This is a genomic window from Paucisalibacillus globulus DSM 18846 (assembly GCF_000482485.1).
Classification (GTDB): Bacteria; Bacillota; Bacilli; order Bacillales; family Amphibacillaceae; genus Ornithinibacillus; species Ornithinibacillus globulus.
The window spans coordinates 57,933-78,940 of record NZ_KI519435.1 but is presented as its reverse complement, the minus strand read 5'-3'; the positions used below and the strand labels follow the sequence as shown (position 1 = coordinate 78,940).

The 21,008-nt window shown below is 38.3% G+C and carries 19 protein-coding genes; 16 read left to right on the top strand and 3 right to left on the bottom strand.

All coding sequences use genetic code 11. From position 1 onward, the window contains the following. Positions 1-231: 231 nt before the first annotated feature. Positions 232-981: a hydrogen peroxide-dependent heme synthase gene (gene hemQ / locus K332_RS0112530; protein ID WP_026907761.1), complete on the bottom strand. Its 750-nt coding sequence runs from the start codon at positions 979-981 to the stop codon at positions 232-234. Between the two features lie 277 nt (positions 982-1,258). On the opposite strand from hemQ, the gene pta reads away from it, so the two are divergent. The 5 genes from pta (at position 1,259) to K332_RS22495 (ending at position 4,228) form a co-directional block, all read left to right on the top strand. Beyond that, on the top strand, positions 1,259-2,233 hold the full coding sequence (pta, locus tag K332_RS0112525) for a phosphate acetyltransferase (protein WP_026907760.1): 975 nt from the start codon (positions 1,259-1,261) through the stop codon (positions 2,231-2,233). Between the two features lie 170 nt (positions 2,234-2,403). Continuing rightward, entirely contained in the window at positions 2,404-2,730 is a 327-nt protein-coding gene (locus tag K332_RS24795) for an Rpn family recombination-promoting nuclease/putative transposase (protein WP_342665459.1), read from the top strand. Between the two features lie 9 nt (positions 2,731-2,739). Then, positions 2,740-3,282: an RpnC/YadD family protein gene (locus K332_RS22505; protein WP_342665458.1), complete on the top strand. Its 543-nt coding sequence runs from the start codon at positions 2,740-2,742 to the stop codon at positions 3,280-3,282. Between the two features lie 18 nt (positions 3,283-3,300). After that, positions 3,301-3,846 carry a redoxin domain-containing protein gene (locus K332_RS22500; protein ID WP_051359452.1) on the top strand — a complete coding sequence of 182 codons (546 nt, stop codon included), beginning with the start codon at positions 3,301-3,303 and terminating at the stop codon, positions 3,844-3,846. A 73-nt stretch (positions 3,847-3,919) separates the two neighbouring features. Further along, a complete protein-coding gene (locus K332_RS22495; protein ID WP_051359451.1) occupies positions 3,920-4,228 on the top strand; it encodes a Type 1 glutamine amidotransferase-like domain-containing protein in 309 nt (102 codons plus the stop codon). Here the strand turns inward: K332_RS22495 and K332_RS0112505 are convergent. Then, positions 4,225-5,082, bottom strand: a complete 858-nt coding sequence (locus K332_RS0112505; RefSeq protein ID WP_026907759.1) for a lipoate--protein ligase family protein — start codon at positions 5,080-5,082, stop codon at positions 4,225-4,227. The two genes, K332_RS22495 and K332_RS0112505, sit on opposite strands and share 4 nt — an antisense overlap. Positions 5,083-5,184: 102 nt before the next feature. Between K332_RS0112505 and K332_RS0112500 the strand changes: the two genes are divergently transcribed. From K332_RS0112500 to K332_RS22490, 4 genes are all read left to right on the top strand, one after another. Further along, positions 5,185-6,492, top strand: a complete 1,308-nt coding sequence (locus K332_RS0112500; protein WP_026907758.1) for an HD domain-containing protein — start codon at positions 5,185-5,187, stop codon at positions 6,490-6,492. Further along, complete coding sequence (locus K332_RS0112495; protein ID WP_026907757.1) at positions 6,493-6,996, top strand: YwgA family protein; 504 nt, start codon at positions 6,493-6,495, stop codon at positions 6,994-6,996. A 76-nt stretch (positions 6,997-7,072) separates the two neighbouring features. Then, positions 7,073-7,573, top strand: a complete 501-nt coding sequence (locus K332_RS0112490; protein ID WP_026907756.1) for a YwhD family protein — start codon at positions 7,073-7,075, stop codon at positions 7,571-7,573. A 224-nt stretch (positions 7,574-7,797) separates the two neighbouring features. Then, entirely contained in the window at positions 7,798-8,115 is a 318-nt protein-coding gene (locus K332_RS22490) for a hypothetical protein (protein WP_036688878.1), read from the top strand. Between the two features lie 698 nt (positions 8,116-8,813). Here the strand turns inward: K332_RS22490 and K332_RS0112480 are convergent. Further along, positions 8,814-10,865, bottom strand: a complete 2,052-nt coding sequence (locus K332_RS0112480; RefSeq protein WP_026907755.1) for a transglycosylase domain-containing protein — start codon at positions 10,863-10,865, stop codon at positions 8,814-8,816. 154 nt (positions 10,866-11,019) lie between these two features. Here K332_RS0112480 and K332_RS0112475 point away from each other — a divergent pair, with 154 nt between their 5' ends. The 7 genes from K332_RS0112475 (at position 11,020) to K332_RS0112445 (ending at position 20,800) form a co-directional block, all read left to right on the top strand. After that, on the top strand, positions 11,020-11,451 hold the full coding sequence (locus tag K332_RS0112475; protein ID WP_026907754.1) for a YwiB family protein: 432 nt from the start codon (positions 11,020-11,022) through the stop codon (positions 11,449-11,451). After that, the gene (gene argS / locus K332_RS0112470; protein ID WP_026907753.1) at positions 11,448-13,118 is read left to right on the top strand and encodes an arginine--tRNA ligase; all 1,671 of its coding nucleotides are present in this window, start codon (positions 11,448-11,450) and stop codon (positions 13,116-13,118) included. The genes K332_RS0112475 and argS overlap by 4 nt, the downstream gene beginning before the upstream one ends. An 820-nt stretch (positions 13,119-13,938) precedes the next feature. Then, positions 13,939-16,035: a (Fe-S)-binding protein gene (locus K332_RS0112465; protein WP_026907752.1), complete on the top strand. Its 2,097-nt coding sequence runs from the start codon at positions 13,939-13,941 to the stop codon at positions 16,033-16,035. Between the two features lie 131 nt (positions 16,036-16,166). Next, positions 16,167-17,354, top strand: coding sequence for an acetyl-CoA C-acetyltransferase (locus K332_RS0112460; RefSeq protein ID WP_026907751.1), 1,188 nt, complete (start codon positions 16,167-16,169; stop codon positions 17,352-17,354). 272 nt (positions 17,355-17,626) lie between these two features. Next, positions 17,627-18,472 carry a 3-hydroxybutyryl-CoA dehydrogenase gene (locus tag K332_RS0112455; RefSeq protein ID WP_026907750.1) on the top strand — a complete coding sequence of 282 codons (846 nt, stop codon included), beginning with the start codon at positions 17,627-17,629 and terminating at the stop codon, positions 18,470-18,472. 39 nt (positions 18,473-18,511) lie between these two features. Then, positions 18,512-19,648, top strand: a complete 1,137-nt coding sequence (locus tag K332_RS0112450; RefSeq protein ID WP_026907749.1) for an acyl-CoA dehydrogenase — start codon at positions 18,512-18,514, stop codon at positions 19,646-19,648. Positions 19,649-19,660: 12 nt separating this feature from the next. Continuing rightward, entirely contained in the window at positions 19,661-20,800 is a 1,140-nt protein-coding gene (locus K332_RS0112445) for an acyl-CoA dehydrogenase (RefSeq protein ID WP_026907748.1), read from the top strand. The last annotated feature ends 208 nt before the right edge of the window (positions 20,801-21,008 follow it).

The following is a 21,008-nucleotide window of genomic DNA, read 5'->3' as shown; positions in this document are numbered from 1 at the left end:
AAATTTAGAAAGTATCCGCCGAAATCCAGGAATATCCGCCGAAATCCAGGAACATCCGCCGAATTCCGAAAGGATCAGCCAAAATCCAGGAACATCCGCCAAATTCCAGAAGTATCCGCCGTAACCCAGGAACATCCGCCATACCCCAGTATGAAATACCATTGTATCGGATTCCTTTCTACCCAATAAAAAAAGACTTCCTGTCGAAACAGAAAGTCTTCTAATTATAAGTTATACGGACATCAATGTAGCAATTTCTTCTTTTTTCAAAAGGTTACCTACAAAGAATTCACCGAACTCGCCATAGCGTGAGCTTACTTCATCAAAACGCATTTCGTATACGATTTTTTTGAATTGTAATGGCTCGTGAGCGAATAATGTTACGCCCCATTCCCAGTCGTCAAGACCGATGGAACCAGTGATGATTTGTTTTACTTTTCCTGCATATTTACGGCCAGTTTTACTGTGCTCATAAAGCATTTTTCCACGTATACCTTTTTCTAATGTGTACCAGTTTTCATCTCCAACACGACGGCGGTCCATAGGATAGAAGCATGCATGCTCCCATTTCGGTAGGATTGGTTTTAAGCGAGCTTGTGTTTCTGGTAATGTTTCAGGATCGATACCATCCTTTGCAGGGCGATACTTAGAAAGTTCTACAACAGAAACATAAGAATGTGCAGGTGTTAAGTATTCTGCAAACTTGGATTTATTTAATTCCGTTTCTAATTCAGTTAATTCTTCCATAGTAGGGCGTAGGAACATGAACATTAAATCTGCTTTCTGTCCCACTATTTTATACATGGCATGAGAGCCATTTTTTGCTTCTTCAACGGCTTCCCATTTCTCAACAAGTGCTTCAAAACTTGCAACGGCTTCTTTTTGTTCTTCTGGAGTTGCGTTTTTAAAGAAACTCCAATCTATTGTACGGAAATCATGTAGGCTATACCAACCATCCATTGTTTCGACAGCTTCTACCATATGTATCTCTCCTTAACAAGTTAAATTTTATTAAATCATATGTTTACTATATCACAATTGGAAATCAGAATCATGGAAGAGGTACCTAGTTAATGCCTGGAAAGTATGTAATATATCAATGTTTAACTAGGTTTGTCACGATATTGTCATAACTACGGAAGACCTATTCTTTAACATCGTTCCAAAATTGTACTATTATAAACTCTGGACGAAGTTACATGCAACTTTTATCTTAATTGTTACATATTAAGAATATATGAACCGTGGAGGTAGGAAAATGAGCAATTTATTTGATGAAGTAAAAGCACAAGTTAGCGGAAAAGATATATCGATTGTATTTCCTGAAGGATTAGATGAGCGTGTTTTAACATCAGCTAGTAGACTTGGAAAAGAAGGTATCTTAAAACCAATCATAGTTGGAAATAAAGAAGAAGTTCAGAAAAAAGCAGATGAATTAAATATCGACCTGGGTGGAATTACGGTACTTGAGCCAAGTAGTTATGAGAAATTTGATGAGATGGTACAGCAATTTGTTGAACGTCGAAAAGGAAAAGCAACTGAAGAAGATGCACGAAAAATACTGTTAGATGAAAATTATTTCGGCACCATGCTTGTTTATATGAATGAAGCAGATGGTTTAGTTAGTGGGGCAGCACATTCTACTGCTGATACCGTTCGACCTGCACTACAGATTATTAAAACAAAAGCAGGTGTAAAGAAAACGTCTGGTGTATTTATCATGGTACGAGATTATGAGAAATATGTATTCGCGGACTGTGCAATCAATATTGCTCCAGATAGCGAGACACTTGCAGAAATCGCTGTGGAATCAGGGGTGACAGCAAAACTATTTGGTGTTGATCCAAAGGTTGCCATGCTAAGTTTTTCAACAAAAGGTTCGGCAAAGTCTCCAGAAACAGAAAAAGTTGTTGAAGCATTGCAATTAGCAAAAGAAAAAGATCCTTCTCTTGTAATTGATGGAGAATTCCAATTCGATGCAGCATTTGTCCCAAGTGTCGCAGAGAAAAAAGCTCCAGACGCTGTAATCAAAGGGGATGCGAATGTATTTGTTTTCCCAAGTCTTGAAGCAGGTAACATCGGCTATAAGATTGCACAACGTTTAGGAGGATTTGAAGCGGTTGGACCAATCTTACAAGGATTAAATAAACCAGTGAATGATTTATCACGTGGATGTAGTGCAGAGGATGTTTATAATCTTGCATTGATTACGGCTGCTCAGGCAGTAAAATAATAAAAAATGAAAAGCTTGTGATGGGTGAAAACCTGTTGCAGGCTTTTTGATATAAAAAATTCATTATAAAAATAGATGGAACGCTTGTTCTGTATTTAGGAATCTGCTATAGTTAAAATAGATAATCTACTTAGTTATTTCCTCTGTAAAACTACAAAGGATGTGTTAAAGTGTCAGTACTATCTTTAGTACGCGAAAAAACAAAGCATTACACACACCACGACCAACTCTTCAAAGAATTAATCCACAACTTTTCTGAAGATTTCCTAGAAGTATTTTTCCCCGAAGTATATGAACTTGTGGACTTTCAATCTGTTAAACCCCGGTCAGAAGAAGTATTTACAGATTTGCATAATGGTGAAGTTGGGAGATTGGATATTGTTTTAGAAATGAAGATAAAGAAACAGGACACTTTTGTCATCATTCATATTGAGCCTCAAAGTTCGAAACAGAATAACTTTCATGAAAGAATGTATTTGTATTATAGTCTTCTATAAAATAAATAAATGAAGCCTATAATTCCTATCGCAGTATACACATACGATGAAACTTTAGAACAAAGAGAATATAAAATGGGTTTTCCATTCCTAAATGTATTGACATTTAGTTTTTTAACGTTACATTTGAGAAAAATGAATTGGCGTGAATATATTAAGTCTGATAATCCTGTTGCCGCAGCCTTATTAAGTAAAATGGGCTATAGTGAAAATGAACGTATTGAAGTAAAAAAAGAATTTCTTAGATTGTTAGTCAAAATGGAAATATCACCAGCTAAACAAAGATTAATTTATGGATTTTTTGAGCGGTACTTAAAATTAGATGAAGAGGAGGAAAAACTTCTTATGGAAGAGATTAAACAACTGGAGGATGCCGATAAGATTTTAGAAATTCCAATATCATATGAAGAGAGAGGAATAGAAAAAGGAATAGAAAAGGGAATACGAAAAGTCGCTCTTGAAATGTTAAAAGACGGTATGACTAAAGAAAGAGTTGCTAAACTTACTGGACTGGAGAAACATGAGCTTGAAAAAATGCACAATGATAACTAGCATAGGGGAATTTTAAGAATGGGGAAAAAAACTTTAAAAAAAATACCTACGTTAATTGGAGCGTTGCTACTGATTGTTCTAGTGATTGTATTCATACAAAATATTGGCGAGAGTATCGCTGATACACCAAAACAGAATATAAGTAGCGACTTGGATGAGGCACCAAACTTCACTTCTACAACATTAGCTGGTGGGAAAGTTAATTTACAAGATTATAAGGGAAAAGCAGTCTTAGTAAACTTTTGGGCAAGTTGGTGTTTTCCATGTCGAAATGAAATGCCACTTATTCAAGATGCATACGATACTTATAAGGACCAAGGATTGGAGGTTTTAGCGATAAACTTTCGAGAAAAGGAGGAGGCAATTCAAAAGTATTTAGATGAAAACCCGTCATTTAATTTTCCTATTCTTTTAGACGATGGGGCAATCAATGACTTGTATAAGATACAGTATTTACCAACAACATTTTTCATAAATCCGGATGGAACGATAGAAAATTCCTATATGGGAGAAATGAATGAAGAAACCCTTCATGTATTTATACAGGAAATACTGGAAAAATAACATCTTCAATCTAAAATAATTAATATCATCAGAAGGGGATGGATGTAGGTGGATAAACACTTATTTCTTTTCGGTGGCTGGTTTTTCTGCTGGTGCGTTAATTAGTCCTGACATATGTGTTATTTCAGCACGTGATGCGGGGGCGGAGAGATACAATAAACGAAAAGGTTTAGGACTTCTTCCAGACACGTTACTTGCAGTTCATTTTACCCAATGGAACGAGCAGGAACATTTAGAACGAATAACTAACGATATTCCAACAGCCTATAATTATGGAATTGATGAAAACACGGGTCTCTACTTCATTCATGGTGATCTTGTGGAAATAGAAGGCGAGGGCGTCTACTCCATGAAAAAAGGAAGCTTAATGCAAATCCATTAAGCTTCCTTCTGCCATTCCGCTACTTTTTCATTCCTCTTTACCATCTGTTCATACCGCTTCTCAAATATATCAAGCTCCTTATCGGAAAAAGGTATTTCGACAACATCACTTAATTCCTGCAAAGCAGACAAAACACGTTGTTTCATGTCGTTTACTGTTATCTGCTTTCCGGTCAGATTCGACAGGGAACCCATTACATCGGGATTAACATTAGGATAGTCGAATTTTGTTTCTTCTCCTTTTTTGCTTGTATCGTAAAAGTTTCGAATGAGGGAAGCGCGCTGAAGGCTATCTCCTTCAATATCTAAATAGATTTGTATAGCCGCGCCATCCCGTACTCTGCGCTGGGAAATCCCAGCAAATTTTTTCCCATTAATACTCAGATCATAATCTCCAGGACAGTAGGATTCGACAATTTCATATGCCTCAATTTCCTGTGTCACATCTTGTAGCATGTATTGAACGAAACTTACCATAGCCTCGTAGCATTCATGAATCGACAAATGTTTTACCCCTGGTAGGACAAGGGAAAGATTAAGAACTCCTTCATCAAGAGCAACAGCTAGTCCGCCAGAATTTCGAACAACGACATGGTATCCTTGGTTTGCTAATAGTTTAACTCCCTCATCAATATAAGGAAGACGCGCATCAGGAATCCCAAGCACTATTGTTTTTGGATGCACCCATAATCTTAAAGCTGGTGGTGAATTTTCTGAGCTTACAGAAGTAGCCAAAGCATCATCAATAGCAAATGAAGCTAAAGCTGTATTCGACATATTATGAAAAGTTTTTTCTTCTGTATGATCAATGTACCTAAATGTCGTATGGTGTATGATTTCTTGCCAATTTTTCATGTTGATCTCCTTCATTAGTTCCGAAATATGTCTTTTTTCGTCTGACTTTCTATTATATAATTATAATAACAAAATAGCCTGGTAGAAACGAGTTGAAATAGGATGGCCTATAAAGATGAACAACTGAATGAGGAAAAGGTATTCAAGGACCCTGTTCACCGGTATGTCCATGTACGTGACCGTGTGATATGGGATTTGATCGCAACACCGGAATTCCAACGCCTCCGTAGAATTAAACAACTTGGAACGACAAATATTACATTCCATGGGGCTGAACATAGCAGGTTTAATCACTCCTTAGGGGTTTATGAAATCGTTCGTCGAATTATCAATAATTTTCAAGGTAGACCCCATTGGAATAACGAAGATCGCCTACTCTGCATGTGTGCTGCATTACTCCACGATTTAGGTCATGGTCCATTTTCTCATTCCTTTGAAAAAGTATTTAAGCTTGATCATGAATTTTATACGCAAGCCATTATTATGGGAGATACGGTAGTAAATAAGGTATTAGAACGCGTCAGCCCAGGATTTGCTCAAGAAGTAGCAGATGTTATTGCAAAAACACATTCCAATAAGCTTGTTATCAGTCTAATCTCCAGTCAAATTGATGCGGATCGTATGGATTACTTACAACGAGATGCTTATTTTACAGGGGTAAGCTATGGACATTTTGACATGGAACGGATTTTGCGTGTGATGCGTCCGATTGAGGACCAGGTAGTTATAAAATCCTCTGGTATGCATGCTGTTGAGGATTATATTATGAGCCGTTATCAAATGTACTGGCAAGTATATTTCCACCCTGTAACAAGAAGTGCGGAGGTTATTTTAACGAAAATACTTCACCGTGCAAAGCACTTATATGAATCAGACTATAATTTCAAATTACAACCGACACATTTTCTGTCCTTTTTCTTAGGAAAGGTGTCCTTAAAGGAATACTTAAAATTAGATGAATCCATTGTTCATTATTACTTCCAGCTATGGCAGGAGGAAGAGGATAAGATTTTACGTGACCTATGTGAGCGATTCATGAATCGACGGTTATTTAAGTATGTGGAGTTTAATCCTAATAAACAGATAAGTGACTTGTTAAGACTAATGGAGCTATTTAGAGAAGCTGGGATAGATCCAGAATACTATCTTGTAGTGGATTCCTCATCTGATTTGCCATATGACTTTTACCGTCCGGGTGAGGAAGAAGAGAGACTTCCAATTCACTTATTAATGCCGAATGGGTCATTAAAAGAACTCTCAAGACAATCGGATATTGTAGAATCCATTTCTGGTAAGAAACGAACAGATCATAAATTATATTTCCCTAAAGACTTTTTATATACAATCAAAGACGAAAAAATCATAGAAGAAATCGAGAGAATACTTTATGGCAAGGAGATGCAATCGTAAATGCTTGATAATCATGCAAAGTTAATGCAGTTTTTTTCTGAAGCCAAGCAGGTTACTGGAAGAAAGAAACTGCAAAAGATGGTATACATTTTACAATCATTTGGTATCCCGTTTGAGGAGAAATTTCAATTTCATTTTTATGGACCATACTCCGAGGAATTAACATTACGTATTGAAGAATTGTGTAACCTAGGTTTTATAGCTGAAGAAAAGGAAGTTAAAAGCAATTATTTTCAATATCATTATTCATTAACCAATGATGGAACACAATTTTTAAATCAGTTTTCGGTAAATATGCCAAGCTGCTCAGAATGTATAGAAATCCTACAAGGAAAAAGCTCGCGTTTCTTAGAGCTTGTTTCTACTATGTTATACTTCAAAGAATTACCAAAAGATGAGGTAAAAGCGAAAGTGCATACTGTAAAACCAAAGCAGAAGTATAGTGATGAAGAAATGGTTGAAGCATGGAACTTAATTGATGAATTAGCAGGGATGATACATTAAGGGTTCAAAACGTGAAATTGGAAGGTCTGCTATGCTACAATGATTAGTAATCTGAGTTTGTATAGGAGGTTTACCAATGAGCGAAGGAAAAAAGAATCAATTTACGATTATAAAGGATGACTCCAATGATGGACATGGTGGGTACGGTGTAGGAGCAATCAGCTTAGAAAATATGTCCTCAGTCATTGTCGATCCTAATGAAAATAAAGCCTATGTCGATATGGGTGCCATGCATGCCCGAAGTGATGTAGAACGACGAGTGAAATGGCAAGGCGATAAATCAAAGGTTCCAAATGGCTTACTATATTGGATCGTTTGGGTTAACGTGGCTCGTAATGAAAATGGCCCATACTATTCAGGTGTCACTGGATGTGAAATTCGAGTTGACCGTCCAAATAAAATTGCCTACAAGTCCATGGCCGAGCATGTGAAGCATATGGAAAAATCTCTAAAAGGACATGTTATCGTAGAACAAATGGATGAAAAATCAAGACATTTATTACGTGACTTCTTGAAGGAATTTAAACCAGAATTCTGGGAAAACTCTACTGATGAATTGAAGAGTGGATTAGAATAACTACTAAGGCTAGCAACTAGAAATGGTTTGCTGGTCTTTTTTTCTGGCTAGGAGCATGAACACTAGATTGTAGTCTTTTCTTAAATATAGTAATTTAAAAGGGTTTAATTGTTGCATATGGAAATATATAGTATATTTCACTGGAAGATTAAAATGAAAAACTAATTGAAGTGGGCTCAATTTTAATCCTTTTTAAAGCATTGGAGTGTGAAGGGGGTATATGGTTGAAGAATTTATCAATTGAAATTGAGATAACCGAGGATGTCGTTTATTTTAATGAGAAAACTGTCTGGGGTTGGGTATTATCCAACAACTTTAAAAATCCATTTGAGTTCAGAAAACAAGATGGAATAGTGAGATATAAAGAGAAGGAAGGTATCATCAAAAAAGGAATCAGGGGGAAGATTATCAAAAGATTCGGGTTGAAATGGTTTGCTCCATATCCAGAACAAGAAAACATCGAATTATTTACACCATCGGAAAACCCTTTAATACTTGTTCCTTACAAAGTCATTAAAGACAATTATAATATTGTTTCTTAAACTAAAACCTCACAAGTTGAGGTCTTTTTATGATATTCTTATCCTCTCAATAATATTAGACTACATATTCCTACAAAACACAGCAGATTAAAGGATGGAATGGAATTAAATTCATTCATGAGCAATAAAACAAGTGAAATGATATAAAAGTGAATGAAATGTGTCTGAAAAATGAAACTTTGGCTAAAATGTTGTACTTTACTCAAGAAATTTGTAAACTAATTAGTACATGGGCTTACTCATGTATTACTAGGACAAAAAAGAAGCCGACGACTGCAAGCTGGACACTTGCAGTACGTCGGCTTCTTTTTTTTGTTCAAAACCATCGGATGGAAATCTGGAACATCATCCGAAACGCGAAAACATCAGCCGTAAATCTGGAATATCGGCCGTAAATCTGGAATATCAGCCGTAAATTGGAAATATCGGCCGTAAATCTGGAATATCAGCCGTAAACTGGAAACATCGGCCGTAAATCTGGAACATCGGCCGTAAACTGGAAATATCGGCTGTAAATCTGGAATATCAGCCGAAAATCCGGAATATCGGCCGTAAATCCGAAACATCGCCCCGAAACGCGAAAACATCGCCCCGAAACACGAAAACATCGCCCGGAAACTCGAAACATCAGCCGGAAATCGAAAACATCGCCCCGAGACGCGAAAACATCGCCCACCCCACCAGACCCAGCACAATTATCACTCAAAAAACACCTCAAACCACCGCTGAAATAACCCTTTCTTCTCCTTGTTACCTTCATCTTTGCTATCCAATTCGCCATAAAAGTGCTCCGAACAATGATAATCTGGCTCTGTGCCTTTTTTAAAAAACATGACGGTACTTACAGGACAGTGTGGAGTTGCTCGTAATCCGGTTTCTGGGTCAATTGGAACAGCTACGAGGTCATCTGGTGCATCAAAGTGTTTATTAGGTTGGCCCTTATGTGCACTTTCCATAAAATCTGCCCAAATGTCCTTGGAATAAGAACGTTCTGGCATTTTTGTAATGGTTCGATTGTCGTCATATCCGGTCCAAACCCCTGCGACAAGGGAAGGGCTATAGCCAATCATCCAATTATCGGAATCAGTTGAACCGGTTTTTCCGGCATAGGTTCGGGATAATTGATCAGTTAATGAGATTCCTGTAACCGACATATAGCCATTCAATGATTCATCAAACGTCCCAGTCATGAGCTGGGTTAAGATAAATGTGTTTTGTGCATTTAAATATTGCTTCCTATTATTATCATCCAACTCATAGACAGTTCTACCTTCCCGATCTACAATCTTTTCAATCGTGTGTCCATCAATTTTATAACCACCATTAGCAAGCATCCCGTAACCTGAGACCATCTCCTCCACGGTTACAGTAGCAGTTCCAAGGGCAAGCGAAGGGACTGCAGGTAAGTCGCTTGAAATCCCGAATCGTTTGGCAGAATCAATCAAAGCATCCACACCTAAATACAAATTTGTTTTAACTGCATAAATATTATCCGATAAAGCTAAAGCTTGTGCTAAGGTAATTGGCTCATTAGCATAATACCCATTGTAATTACTTGGTTGATAGACATTTCCATCTTCTATTTCGAATATTGTAGGTTTGCTCATTAACATAGTTGTCGCAGTAAAGCCGTTTTGTAGGGCAGCATAGTATAAAAATGGTTTAAAGGTTGAACCTGGCATTCGTTTTGCTTGGATGGCTCTATTAAATGGACTGGACTGGTAATCACGTCCACCGACTAGTGCACGAATGGCACCATTTTTTGGGTCAATTGCAATAGCTCCAACTTCCATCTCACTTGTGTCTGCAATTGTATTTGCGACACTTGCCTCTAACTCCTTCTGCATTTCAATATCCAATGTCGTATAAATCTGATAGCCACCTGACCGAACTAGTTCTTGATCAATTTCTAATTTTTTTGCAGCCTCCCGTAAAACAGTATCTTGGAAATGTGGACCGATAGTAAGCTGTTTTCTTTCTTTTGGATCTGTAAATACCAGGTTTTCTCGACTAGCTAAAAAATAATCGTCATCAGTAATAAATTTCTCTTCTACCATTAGTGCAAGGATTTGTTTTTGGCGATTTGTTGCTCGTTCCATATCATTTAAAGGTGAATAGTAGGTCGGCCCTTTCGGAACTCCAGCGAGCATCGCAGCTTCTGCGATAGTAAGTTCATTAGATGATTTATTGAAAAAGTGATTGCTCGCAGCTTCGATTCCATAAGCACCGTGGCCATAATACACGGTATTTAAGTAGCCTTCTAAAATTTCTTCTTTTGAGTAATACATCTCAAGTCGAATGGCATAAAAAGCTTCCTTTAATTTTCTAGTCCAAGTTTTTTCGTGAGAAAGATAGAGGTTTCTGGCATACTGCTGTGTAAGCGTACTGGCTCCTTCTTTTAAGGACATCGTTTTTATATCCTTCAGAATAGCACCCATGATTCTTTTCATATCAAAGCCATTATGTTGGAAAAAACGTTGGTCCTCAATCATCAATGTTGCATTAATAATATTGGGGGACATTTGCTCTAAATCAACCCAATATCGATTCTCTACTCCTTGTTCTTCACCAATTACCTTATTGTCTATGCTATAATAAATCGTATTTTGATCATTCATTAAGCTAGGTGGTCCAAGTAATAGGGCAACAAGATATATAAGTAGAATGGCAGAAACCGCTGTTAATGCTACACCGAATAGAGTTTTTAGCATAACGCGGTTTATCTTTTTTCTTAGGAAAGTTTTCTTCATATGTCAGGACTCCATTTGATTTTGTCGTAAACTGTCACTTATTATCATTATGGGTGAATATTTGCGGAAATAAACTTCGAATTATATATATTGAAAAGGGTATTCAGTTGTCGCTATAATAGGTAAATACGAGTAAGTAGTAGGGGCGAGTTATTTGGATAAACAAGTAAGAATACATTTACATACGGTTATAGAGGATAATGGCTTAACAGAAACAAATACAAGTAAGCAGCTAGGAAAATATTATCGAAAAGATAAGATGGATGTTATTACCTTTGAGGAAAAGACAGAGGAAGGGTATACGATAAAAAGCTTGATTACCATCCAGCCTGAAAAGGTAAATATAAAGCGGTTAGGCGTTGTCTCCATGAACCAGCAATTTCTAAAAGCGAAGATAACGGAAAATGTGTACACACATCCACATGGCAACATACATATGGAAACTTTTACTAAATCAATAGATTATCAAGCATTTGAGGATCAAAATGAAGGGTTTCTTAAAATTGACTATACCGTGAAATTGAACGGGCAAGATAAACGTAACCATATGATTATGCTTAAAATAATGAAGGAGGATAAAAAATGAACGTCTTAGCACAAACAGAAACTAATTTAAAAGAACAAATCGGTGCTGCAGTTTTAAAAGCTGGACTAGCTACAGATGCAGAATTACCAGATATAATTTTAGAAAAACCAAAGGATAAGTCACATGGTGATTTCGCAACAAATATCGCAATGCAATTAGCACGTATTGCAAAGAAAGCACCAAGACAAATTGCCGAGGATATCGTAGCTAACCTAGACACATCAAAAGCATCCGTGGAAAAAGTCGATATTGCAGGTCCAGGGTTCATTAACTTTTTCATGAAAAATGACTTTTTAACAGATTTAATCCCGACTATTTTAGAAGCAGGGGATGCATACGGTAGAACAGAATATGGTAAGGGCAGTAAAGTCCAAGTGGAGTTTGTTTCCGTAAATCCAACTGGAAATCTACATCTTGGACATGCACGTGGTGCAGCATTTGGTGATGTATTATGCAGTGTGTTAGATGCAGCTGGATATAAAGTAGAGCGTGAATACTACATTAATGATGCTGGGAATCAAATAGATAATCTTGCATTGTCAGTGAATGCTCGCTATTTACAAGCATTAGGGATTGTTGCAGAAATGCCGGAAGATGGTTACCGTGGCCAAGATATTATGGAAATTGGGAAAGAGTTGGCAGCTGAACATGGTGATGAATGGGCAAATAAGTCTGAAGAAGAACGTTTGGCTTTCTTTAAAGAATATGGCTTAAAACACACACTAGGAAAAATTCAGAAAGACCTAGATGACTTTGGCGTTCATTTTGATAATTGGTTCTCGGAAAGAAGTCTTTATAAGAATGATGAAATAAAAGATGTTCTTAACAAATTAGAAGCAGCAGGCTATGTCTATGAAAAAGATGGGGCAACTTGGTTCCGTTCAACGGACTTCGGTGATGATAAAGATCGTGTGCTAGTTAAAAATGACGGTGCATTTACTTATTTAACACCTGATATTGCATACCATCAAAACAAGCTGAACCGTGGCTTTGATAAATTGATTAATGTTTGGGGTGCTGACCACCATGGTTACATTCCTAGAATGAAAGCTGCCATTCAGGCGCTAGGCTATGAAGCGAAAAAACTAGATGTGGAAATCATTCAGATGGTAAACCTATTTGATGGTGGAGAAAAGCTTCGTATGAGTAAGCGTACTGGTAATGCAGTTTCACTTCGAGAGTTAATGGATGAGGTTGGAATTGATGCAGTTCGATATTTCTTTGTAGCACGTTCGAACGACTCCCAGCTTGATTTTGATGTAGAACTTGCTCGTTCACAGTCAAATGACAACCCAGTTTATTATGTGCAATATGCTCATGCACGTATTTGCACCATGCTAAACCAAGCAGAGGCAAAGGGTATAGAGTTTAAACAAACGTTTGATTCATCTTTATTAACCTCTGAAAAAGAGCTTGATTTACTGAAGAAAATGGGTGAGTTCCCACAAGTAATTGTGGATGCAGCTGACAAACATGCTCCACAAAAGATTACACAGTATGTTTTTGATTTAGCATCGTTATTACACAGTTTCTATAATGCGGAGAAAGTATTGGATACAGATAATCTGGAATTAACAAATGCAAGAATGGCGTTGATGAAGGCTGTACGTACTACGATTGCAAATTCGTTGAAGTTGATTGGTGTGAATGCTCCGGAGAAGATGTAAGCATCTTTTTATAAAATTGTACTAAAGTAGAAAACCTGGGGATTTTCCTGGGTTTTTTTGTGGGAATAACTGGATAATTATGGTGGTCTAAAAAAGAATGGTAATGTTGTGAGGGTGGGGACCCAAGATCCCTTTGGACACTTATTTTGCTTTTTGAAATTGGTGAAAGGAGAGGATTTGTCATGAGCGATGCTGCAGTAATATTCTTGGTACTATTCGCAGGTGGCACTTTTCTCGCAGGTTAACTGGCTGTAAGACCCTCAACAAGAAGAATTTGATAGAAAACAAGACTAGTTAGTGAGGGATCAAACAGCAAGTCAAACCCCCACTGAATGAAGTTTCACTTTATAGTAACTCTTCTAGAGTACATTAGGAAGCTCATCAAAGAAAATGACAAAAGGTAAACCCCACCCTTTGATCGGCTACAATCAACTAGGGTGAGGTTCCTTTTGTCCACATAAGTTTTGTTTGTGTTCAGAGGGATAGCCCGCCTGAACATCAATGCCATGCATGGCCGGGAATACGAAGCAGGTATTCACGGCTATCTTATGCTGTTTCTACCATAATTATACAATGTATTCCCCATTATGTTCAATCCACTTTTAACTTAAAATAAAACAACATTCATATAATAAAATAAAAAAGCATATTCATAAAAAACAGGTTGACTGAATAGTCATTCATAATTTATAGTAGTAGAAGATACATTGTTTTTTATTTTCGGAAAAATGGAATCGCTATCATTTTATTCCATAGAGTAATTCTTTGCAAGAAAAATAATACACTAGGAAAAAGGACTTCGAGGTAGGAGGGGCAGCCAATGGATGTGTTCTTATTAATAAATACAATTTTGTTTTTCACTGTCACACTCTATGCGCTTTACTTGTTTGGTAGAGTAATAGCAACAAGAGTAGCGTATATTAGACTTGGTAAAAAATCTGAGTTTGATGGGGAAATCAAAGAGCGAGTTAACCGGATTATCAAAATTGTCTTTGGGCAATCGAAGTTATTAAAGGATAAAAAATCCGGTATAATCCATGTCATGATGTTCTATGGATTTATTCTGGTTCAATTTGGTGCAATTGATTTTGTCGTCAAAGGGATTTCACCTGGTAATCATTTGCCATTTGGGTTCCTATATCCTGGATTTACATTCTTCCAGGAAATTGTTACGTTAACTATTTTAGTAGCCGTTATTTGGGCGTTCTACCGCCGTTATATTGAAAAGCTAGTCCGCTTAAAGCGTGGCTTAAAAGCAGGATTAGTGTTGATATTTATTGGGACGTTAATGCTTTCTGTTTTACTTGGAAACGGTATGGCACAAATCTGGCATGGGCATTCTGCCACATGGACTGAACCGGTTGCAAGTCTTGTCGCTACGGTCTTTGGATTCTTGTCTCCAACTACAGCAATGGTTATTTTCTTTGTGAGCTGGTGGATCCATAACCTAACGTTATTTACATTTTTAGTATATGTTCCACAGTCAAAACACGCACACTTAATCGCAGCACCAATTAATGTGTTTTTAAGTAAACGTGTTCCTGGTAAATTAGAAAAACTAGATTTCGATATCGATGAAGAAAGTGAAGAAGAAGTATCCTTTGGTGTAGGAAAAGTAGAGGACTTTGAACAAGTACAAATGATAGACTTCTATGCTTGTGTGGAATGTGGTCGTTGTACAGATGTTTGTCCAGCTGCAGGTACAGGAAAGATGCTTTCACCAATGGACTTAATGGTAAAGATTCGAGATCACTTAACTGAAAAGGGTGCAGCAGTCACTGGGAAATCACCTTGGGTTCCTTCTTATGCATTTTCAAATACGCAAGGAAACCAACTAGCAAAAGGTGAAGCAGCAGCAACAATGGAAACAATTAGTTTAATTGGAGATGTTATTACAGAAGAAGAAATCAATGCATGCACAACTTGCCGTAACTGTGAAGATGCATGTCCGGTTATGAACGAACATGTGGATAAAATTATTGATTTAAGACGTTACTTAGTGATGACAGAAGGAAAGATGGATGGGGATGTTCAACGTGCGGTAATGAATATCGAGCGTCAAGGTAACCCTTGGGGATTATCAAAGAAAGACCGTATTAAATGGCGTGAGACAGATGAAACAGCATACATTCCAACTGTGAAAGAATTGAAAAAAGAAGGTAAGGACTTCGAGTACTTATTCTGGGTAAGCTCCATGGGTTCATTTGATGCACGTAGTCAAAAGATTGCCATTGCCTTTGCTAAATTAATGAACCAGGCAGGAATTAGCTTTGCCATCTTAGGAAACAAAGAAATGAACTCTGGTGATACAGCGAGACGTATTGGAAATGAATTTCTATTCCAGGAAATTGCTGAGAAAAACATAAAAGAATTTGAGAAAAATGAAGTGAAGAAGATTGTAACCATTGACCCACACGCATACAATATCTTTAAGAATGAATATCCTGACTTTGGTTACGAGGCTGAGGTTTACCATCATACCCAAATGCTTTATGATTTAGTTATGGGGGGTAAATTAAAACCAGCAAAAGCAATTAATGAACGATTAACCTACCATGATTCCTGTTACTTAGGAAGATATAATGGCGTATATGATCCACCACGTGAAATTTTACGTTCCATTCCTGGACTTGAACTTGTGGAAATGGATCGTAGTCGTGAAAATGCGATGTGCTGTGGTGCTGGCGGTGGCTTAATGTGGACTGAAGAAACAACAGGAAGCCGCATTAACGTAGCGAGAACAGAACAAGCACTAGCAGTTCAGCCGACCATGATTTCAAGTGCATGTCCATACTGCCTAACGATGTTAAGCGATGGTACGAAAGCAAAAGAGGTTGAAGAAGACATTAGCACAATGGATGTTGCAGAAATTCTAGCATTATCTGTTTTAGTGGAAGAAGAAGTGAAAACAGCGTAAAGTATTAAAAGAGGGGTAATTTATATTTGATTACCTCTCTTATTTTCAGAATAGAAACTGAGCGAGCGTTCAATCGTTGAGACATAATGAATGACAACATAGAAAAAATAAGATTAGGAGGAATTTTTAAGATGAAAAAATCTGTCATTGTAGCTGGAGCTAGAACTCCATTTGGAAAATTTGGCGGTGCCTTAATGTCATTGACTGCGTCCCAATTAGGTGGGAAAGCAATTAAAGCTGCTTTAGAAAGAGCAGGGGTAGATGGTGCAGAGGTTGGCGAAGTAATTATGGGAAATGTTTTACAAGGTGGTCAAGGACAGCTCCCTTCTCGTCAAGCATCACGTGAAGCAGGCCTTCCATGGGAAGTGAAAACAGAAACAATCAATAAAGTTTGTGCTTCTGGATTACGAAGCGTCACATTAGCAGATATGTTAATTCGCCTTGGTGAAGAAGAGGTTGTTGTTGCTGGTGGAATGGAAAGTATGAGTAACGCACCATATATCCTACCTGATGCACGCTGGGGTAACCGTATGGGCGATAAGCGTGTTGTTGATATGATGGTACACGATGGATTGACCTGTTCGTTTACCAATGTACACATGGGAACATATGGTAATTCAACAGCAGAGGAGTTCAATTTAACACGTGAAGCTCAAGACGAGTGGGCATACCGTAGTCATATGCGTGCCGTGAAAGCAATAGATGATGGTTTATTTGATGACGAAATTGTTGCTGTAGAGATTCCTCAGCGTAAAGGGGATCCTATTTTAGTAGAAAAAGATGAAGCACCAAGAAAAGATACTAGTTTAGATGTATTAGGAAAACTACGACCAGCATTTGATAAAGATGGAACAATTACAGCTGGTAACGCACCTGGGATTAATGATGGTGCAGCTGCATTTGTGTTAATGTCTGAAGAAAAAGCAGAAAGCCTTGGCAAAAAGCCATTAGCAACTATTTTAGGTCATGCAGAAGTTGCAGTCGAAGCGAAAAACTTCCCTCAAACACCAGGAATCGTTATTAATGCATTACTTGAAAAAACAGGTTATACCAAAGATGATATAGATTTATACGAAATCAACGAAGCATTTGCAGCAGTATCACTAGCAAGTGGAGTCATTGCTAGTCTAGATCCTGAAAAGGTCAATGTAAATGGTGGAGCAGTAGCACTTGGACATCCAATCGGAGCAAGTGGATCTCGTATTATCTTAACACTAATCCACGAATTAAAACGTCGAGGCGGAGGATTAGGTATCGCTGCAATCTGTAGTGGCGGTGGGCAAGGTGATGCAATTTTGATCGAGGTTGCTGGAGAGTAATAGAACGAATTGAATATAGGATGAGGTACAGTTTGAGAGTTTGCTAGATGTAGGGGAATGGAGAGCTGCTTTGTGTGATTGGGCGCATAATTAGTGGTGGTGGCCGCAAGTTTCGCGGGTAAGGTCGCAAGTTCGGCAGGTAAGGCCGCAAGTTTCAAGTTAACTGTCGCAGGCCCCGCACGAGAGATCTCATGCCAGCACTCGGTCCATTTGCAATCCTACCCACTCTCAATACACACCTCATCCCACTAATCCTAATGGAGGTGCACCATATGAAAACAATAATGGTAATTGGCGCAGGACAAATGGGAGCGGGTATTGCTCAAGTCTTTGCGCAATCCGGATTCCATGTTTATTTAAATGATATGAACGAAGCAGCTTTAGAAAAAGGTATGAAAAATATTGAAAAATTATTAACCCGTGCAGTGGACAAAGGACGTATCACGGATACAGAAAAAACAGATACATTAAATAGATTAACTCCTTCAACTAGCCTACAAGATGCAAAGAACTGTGATTTAGTTGTTGAGGCAGTAATTGAAAATATGGATGTTAAAACTAGTGTATTTAAGCAGTTGGATGAAATTGCACCGGCACATACGATTCTTGCATCCAATACATCGTCACTTCCTATTACGGAAATTGCAAGCGCTACCAATAGGCCGGATCAAGTAATCGGAATGCATTTTATGAATCCAGTGCCAGTTATGAAATTAGTAGAAATCATCCGCGGGTTACAAACAAGTGATGAGACATATCAAGCTATTGAGGATATGACACATAAACTAAGTAAAACTCCAGTTGAAGTGAATGATTTTCCAGGCTTTGTATCGAATCGTATACTAATGCCGATGATCAATGAAGCTATCTACACGTTATATGAGGGAGTGGCATCGGTAGAAGATATTGATACGGTTATGAAGCTTGGGATGAATCACCCAATGGGGCCGTTACAATTAGCCGATTTTATTGGTCTAGATACATGTCTTTATATTATGGAAGTGTTACATGAAGGATTTGGAGACAGTAAATACCGTCCATGCCCACTTTTAAGAAAATATGTGAAGGCTGGCTGGTTAGGTAAGAAATCAGGTCGCGGATTTTATCAGTACGATTAGTACTACATATTTTTCACCTTTAGAAAGGGGGGCGAAACCATGCATTTTCATTTCACAGATGAACAACAAATGATGCGAAAAATGGTTCAAGACTTTGCACAAAAAGAAGTTTTCCCAGAGATAGACAGGATGGAAAGGGAAGAAAGATTTCCAATCGAACTTATTCGTAAAATGGGCGAACTTGGGGTAATGGGAATTCCTATCCCTGAAGAATACCAAGGTGCAGGGATGGACTATACATCTTATATTATCGCTATTCATGAGCTGTCTAAAGTCAGCGCAACACTTGGGGTTATTTTATCTGTTCATACATCTGTAGGTACGAACCCGATACTCTTTTTTGGAACAGAAGCGCAAAAACAAAAATACGTATCGAAGCTTGCTACAGGGGAATATCTTGGTGCATTTGCATTAACCGAACCACAGGCAGGCTCTGATGCAAAAAACCTTAAAACAACTGCCAAGCAAGATGGTGACTACTATGTATTGAATGGTTCAAAAGTGTTTATTACCAATGGAGGGGCATCCGATTTATACATCGTATTTGCCAAAACCTCTCCAGAACCGAATGGAATCTCTGCCTTTATCATAGAAAAGGGTACAGAAGGATTTAGTATTGGAAAGCAAGAAAAGAAAATGGGCTTACATGGCTCAAGTACAGTCCAATTAACGTTTGAAGGATGTCGTATTTCGAAAGAACAACTTCTAGGGAATGAAGGGGATGGCTTTAGGATTGCGATGGCAAACTTAAACAAAGGCAGGGTTGGAATTGCAGCTCAAGCACTTGGCATTGCAGAAGCGGCGCTGGAGCATGCGACCAATTATGCGCGTGAGCGGGAGCAGTTTGGTAAGCCAATTACTCACAACCAGGGGATATCTTTCAAACTAGCAGATATGGCAACAGAGGTCGAAGCTGCCAAACTATTAGTCTATCAAGCTGCATCGCTAATTGAGCAGAATATTCCTTGTGCTAAAGAAGCATCCATGGCAAAAATGTATGCTTCGAACACGGCAATGAAAGTGGCGATTGAAGCGGTACAAATTTATGGTGGATATGGCTATACCGAGGAATATCCAGTGGAACGACTATTCCGTGATGCGAAAATAACGCAAATTTACGAAGGAACAAATGAAATACAACACATGGTAATTGCTAATCATTTACTGAGGAATTAGGAGGCTAATGGGATGAACTTTCAACTAACTGAAGAACAAGAAATGCTACGGAAAATGGTACAGGATTTTGCTAGAAAAGAAGTAGAGCCAACAGCTGCGGAACGTGATGAGGAAGAACGTTTTGACCGCGAAATTTTCGATAAAATGGCTGAATTAGGATTAACAGGGATCCCTTGGCCAGAAGAGTATGGTGGTATCGGTGCTGATTACGTAAGCTATGTGATTGCTGTAGAAGAGTTGTCTCGTGTTTGTGCTTCTACAGGGGTAACACTTTCAGCTCACCTATCATTAGCAAGCTGGCCGATTTATAAATACGGTAATGAAGAACAAAAGAAAAACTTCCTAACACGTCTAGCGACTGGAGAAGCTTTAGGTGCTTATGCGTTGTCTGAGCCGGGCGCTGGAAGTGACGTTGCTTCGATGAGAACAACGGCAAAATTAGATGGTGACCATTATGTGCTTAATGGAAGTAAAGTATGGATAACCAATGGTGGCGTAGGAGATATTTACGTCGTATTTGCTAAAACCGATGTAGATGCACGTCATAAAGGAATCAGTGCATTTATTGTAGAAAAAGGAACGGAAGGATTTACATTTGGTAAAAAAGAGAAGAAGTTAGGAATTCGTTCCTCACCTACAACTGAGCTAATCTTTGAAAATTGCCGTGTACCAAAAGAAAATCTACTAGGTGCGGAAGGGCAAGGCTTTACGATTGCTATGACGACTTTAGATGGCGGACGTAATGGGATTGCTGCTCAAGCAGTTGGTATTGCACAAGGAGCATTAGATGCAGCAACTGGCTACGCAAAAGAGCGCGAGCAGTTTGGAAAGCCAATCGCCCATAATCAAGGGATTTCTTTCAAACTAGCAGATATAGCGACAGAAGTAGAAGCAGCTCGTCTATTAACCTATCAAGCAGCTTGGTTAGAATCAGAAGGGCTACCATATGGAAAAGCATCTGCCATGTCGAAACTATTCGCAGGCGATGTTGCCATGAGGTCTACTGTTGAAGCGGTTCAAGTTTTCGGTGGATATGGTTATACAAAAGATTACCCAGTAGAGCGCTATATGCGTGATGCAAAAATTACACAAATTTATGAGGGCACACAAGAAGTTCAACGTCTTGTGATCGGTAGAATGGTTACGAAATGAATACTCCCGCCACTTAATTTGCTAACGAAAATTTGAAGTGGGGGTTTCTAACGTATCAAACATTGCTGAATGCTTAACGTTAGTGGAGTTGACACAGTGGAGTGCTAAAAACACCCAACCCCGCTATCCCATTGGTCTTGCCTTTGGGAATACTTTTTTCAGCTTATTGGGTTTCACATGATTGTGTGCCTCTGCTGACGGGTGGCTT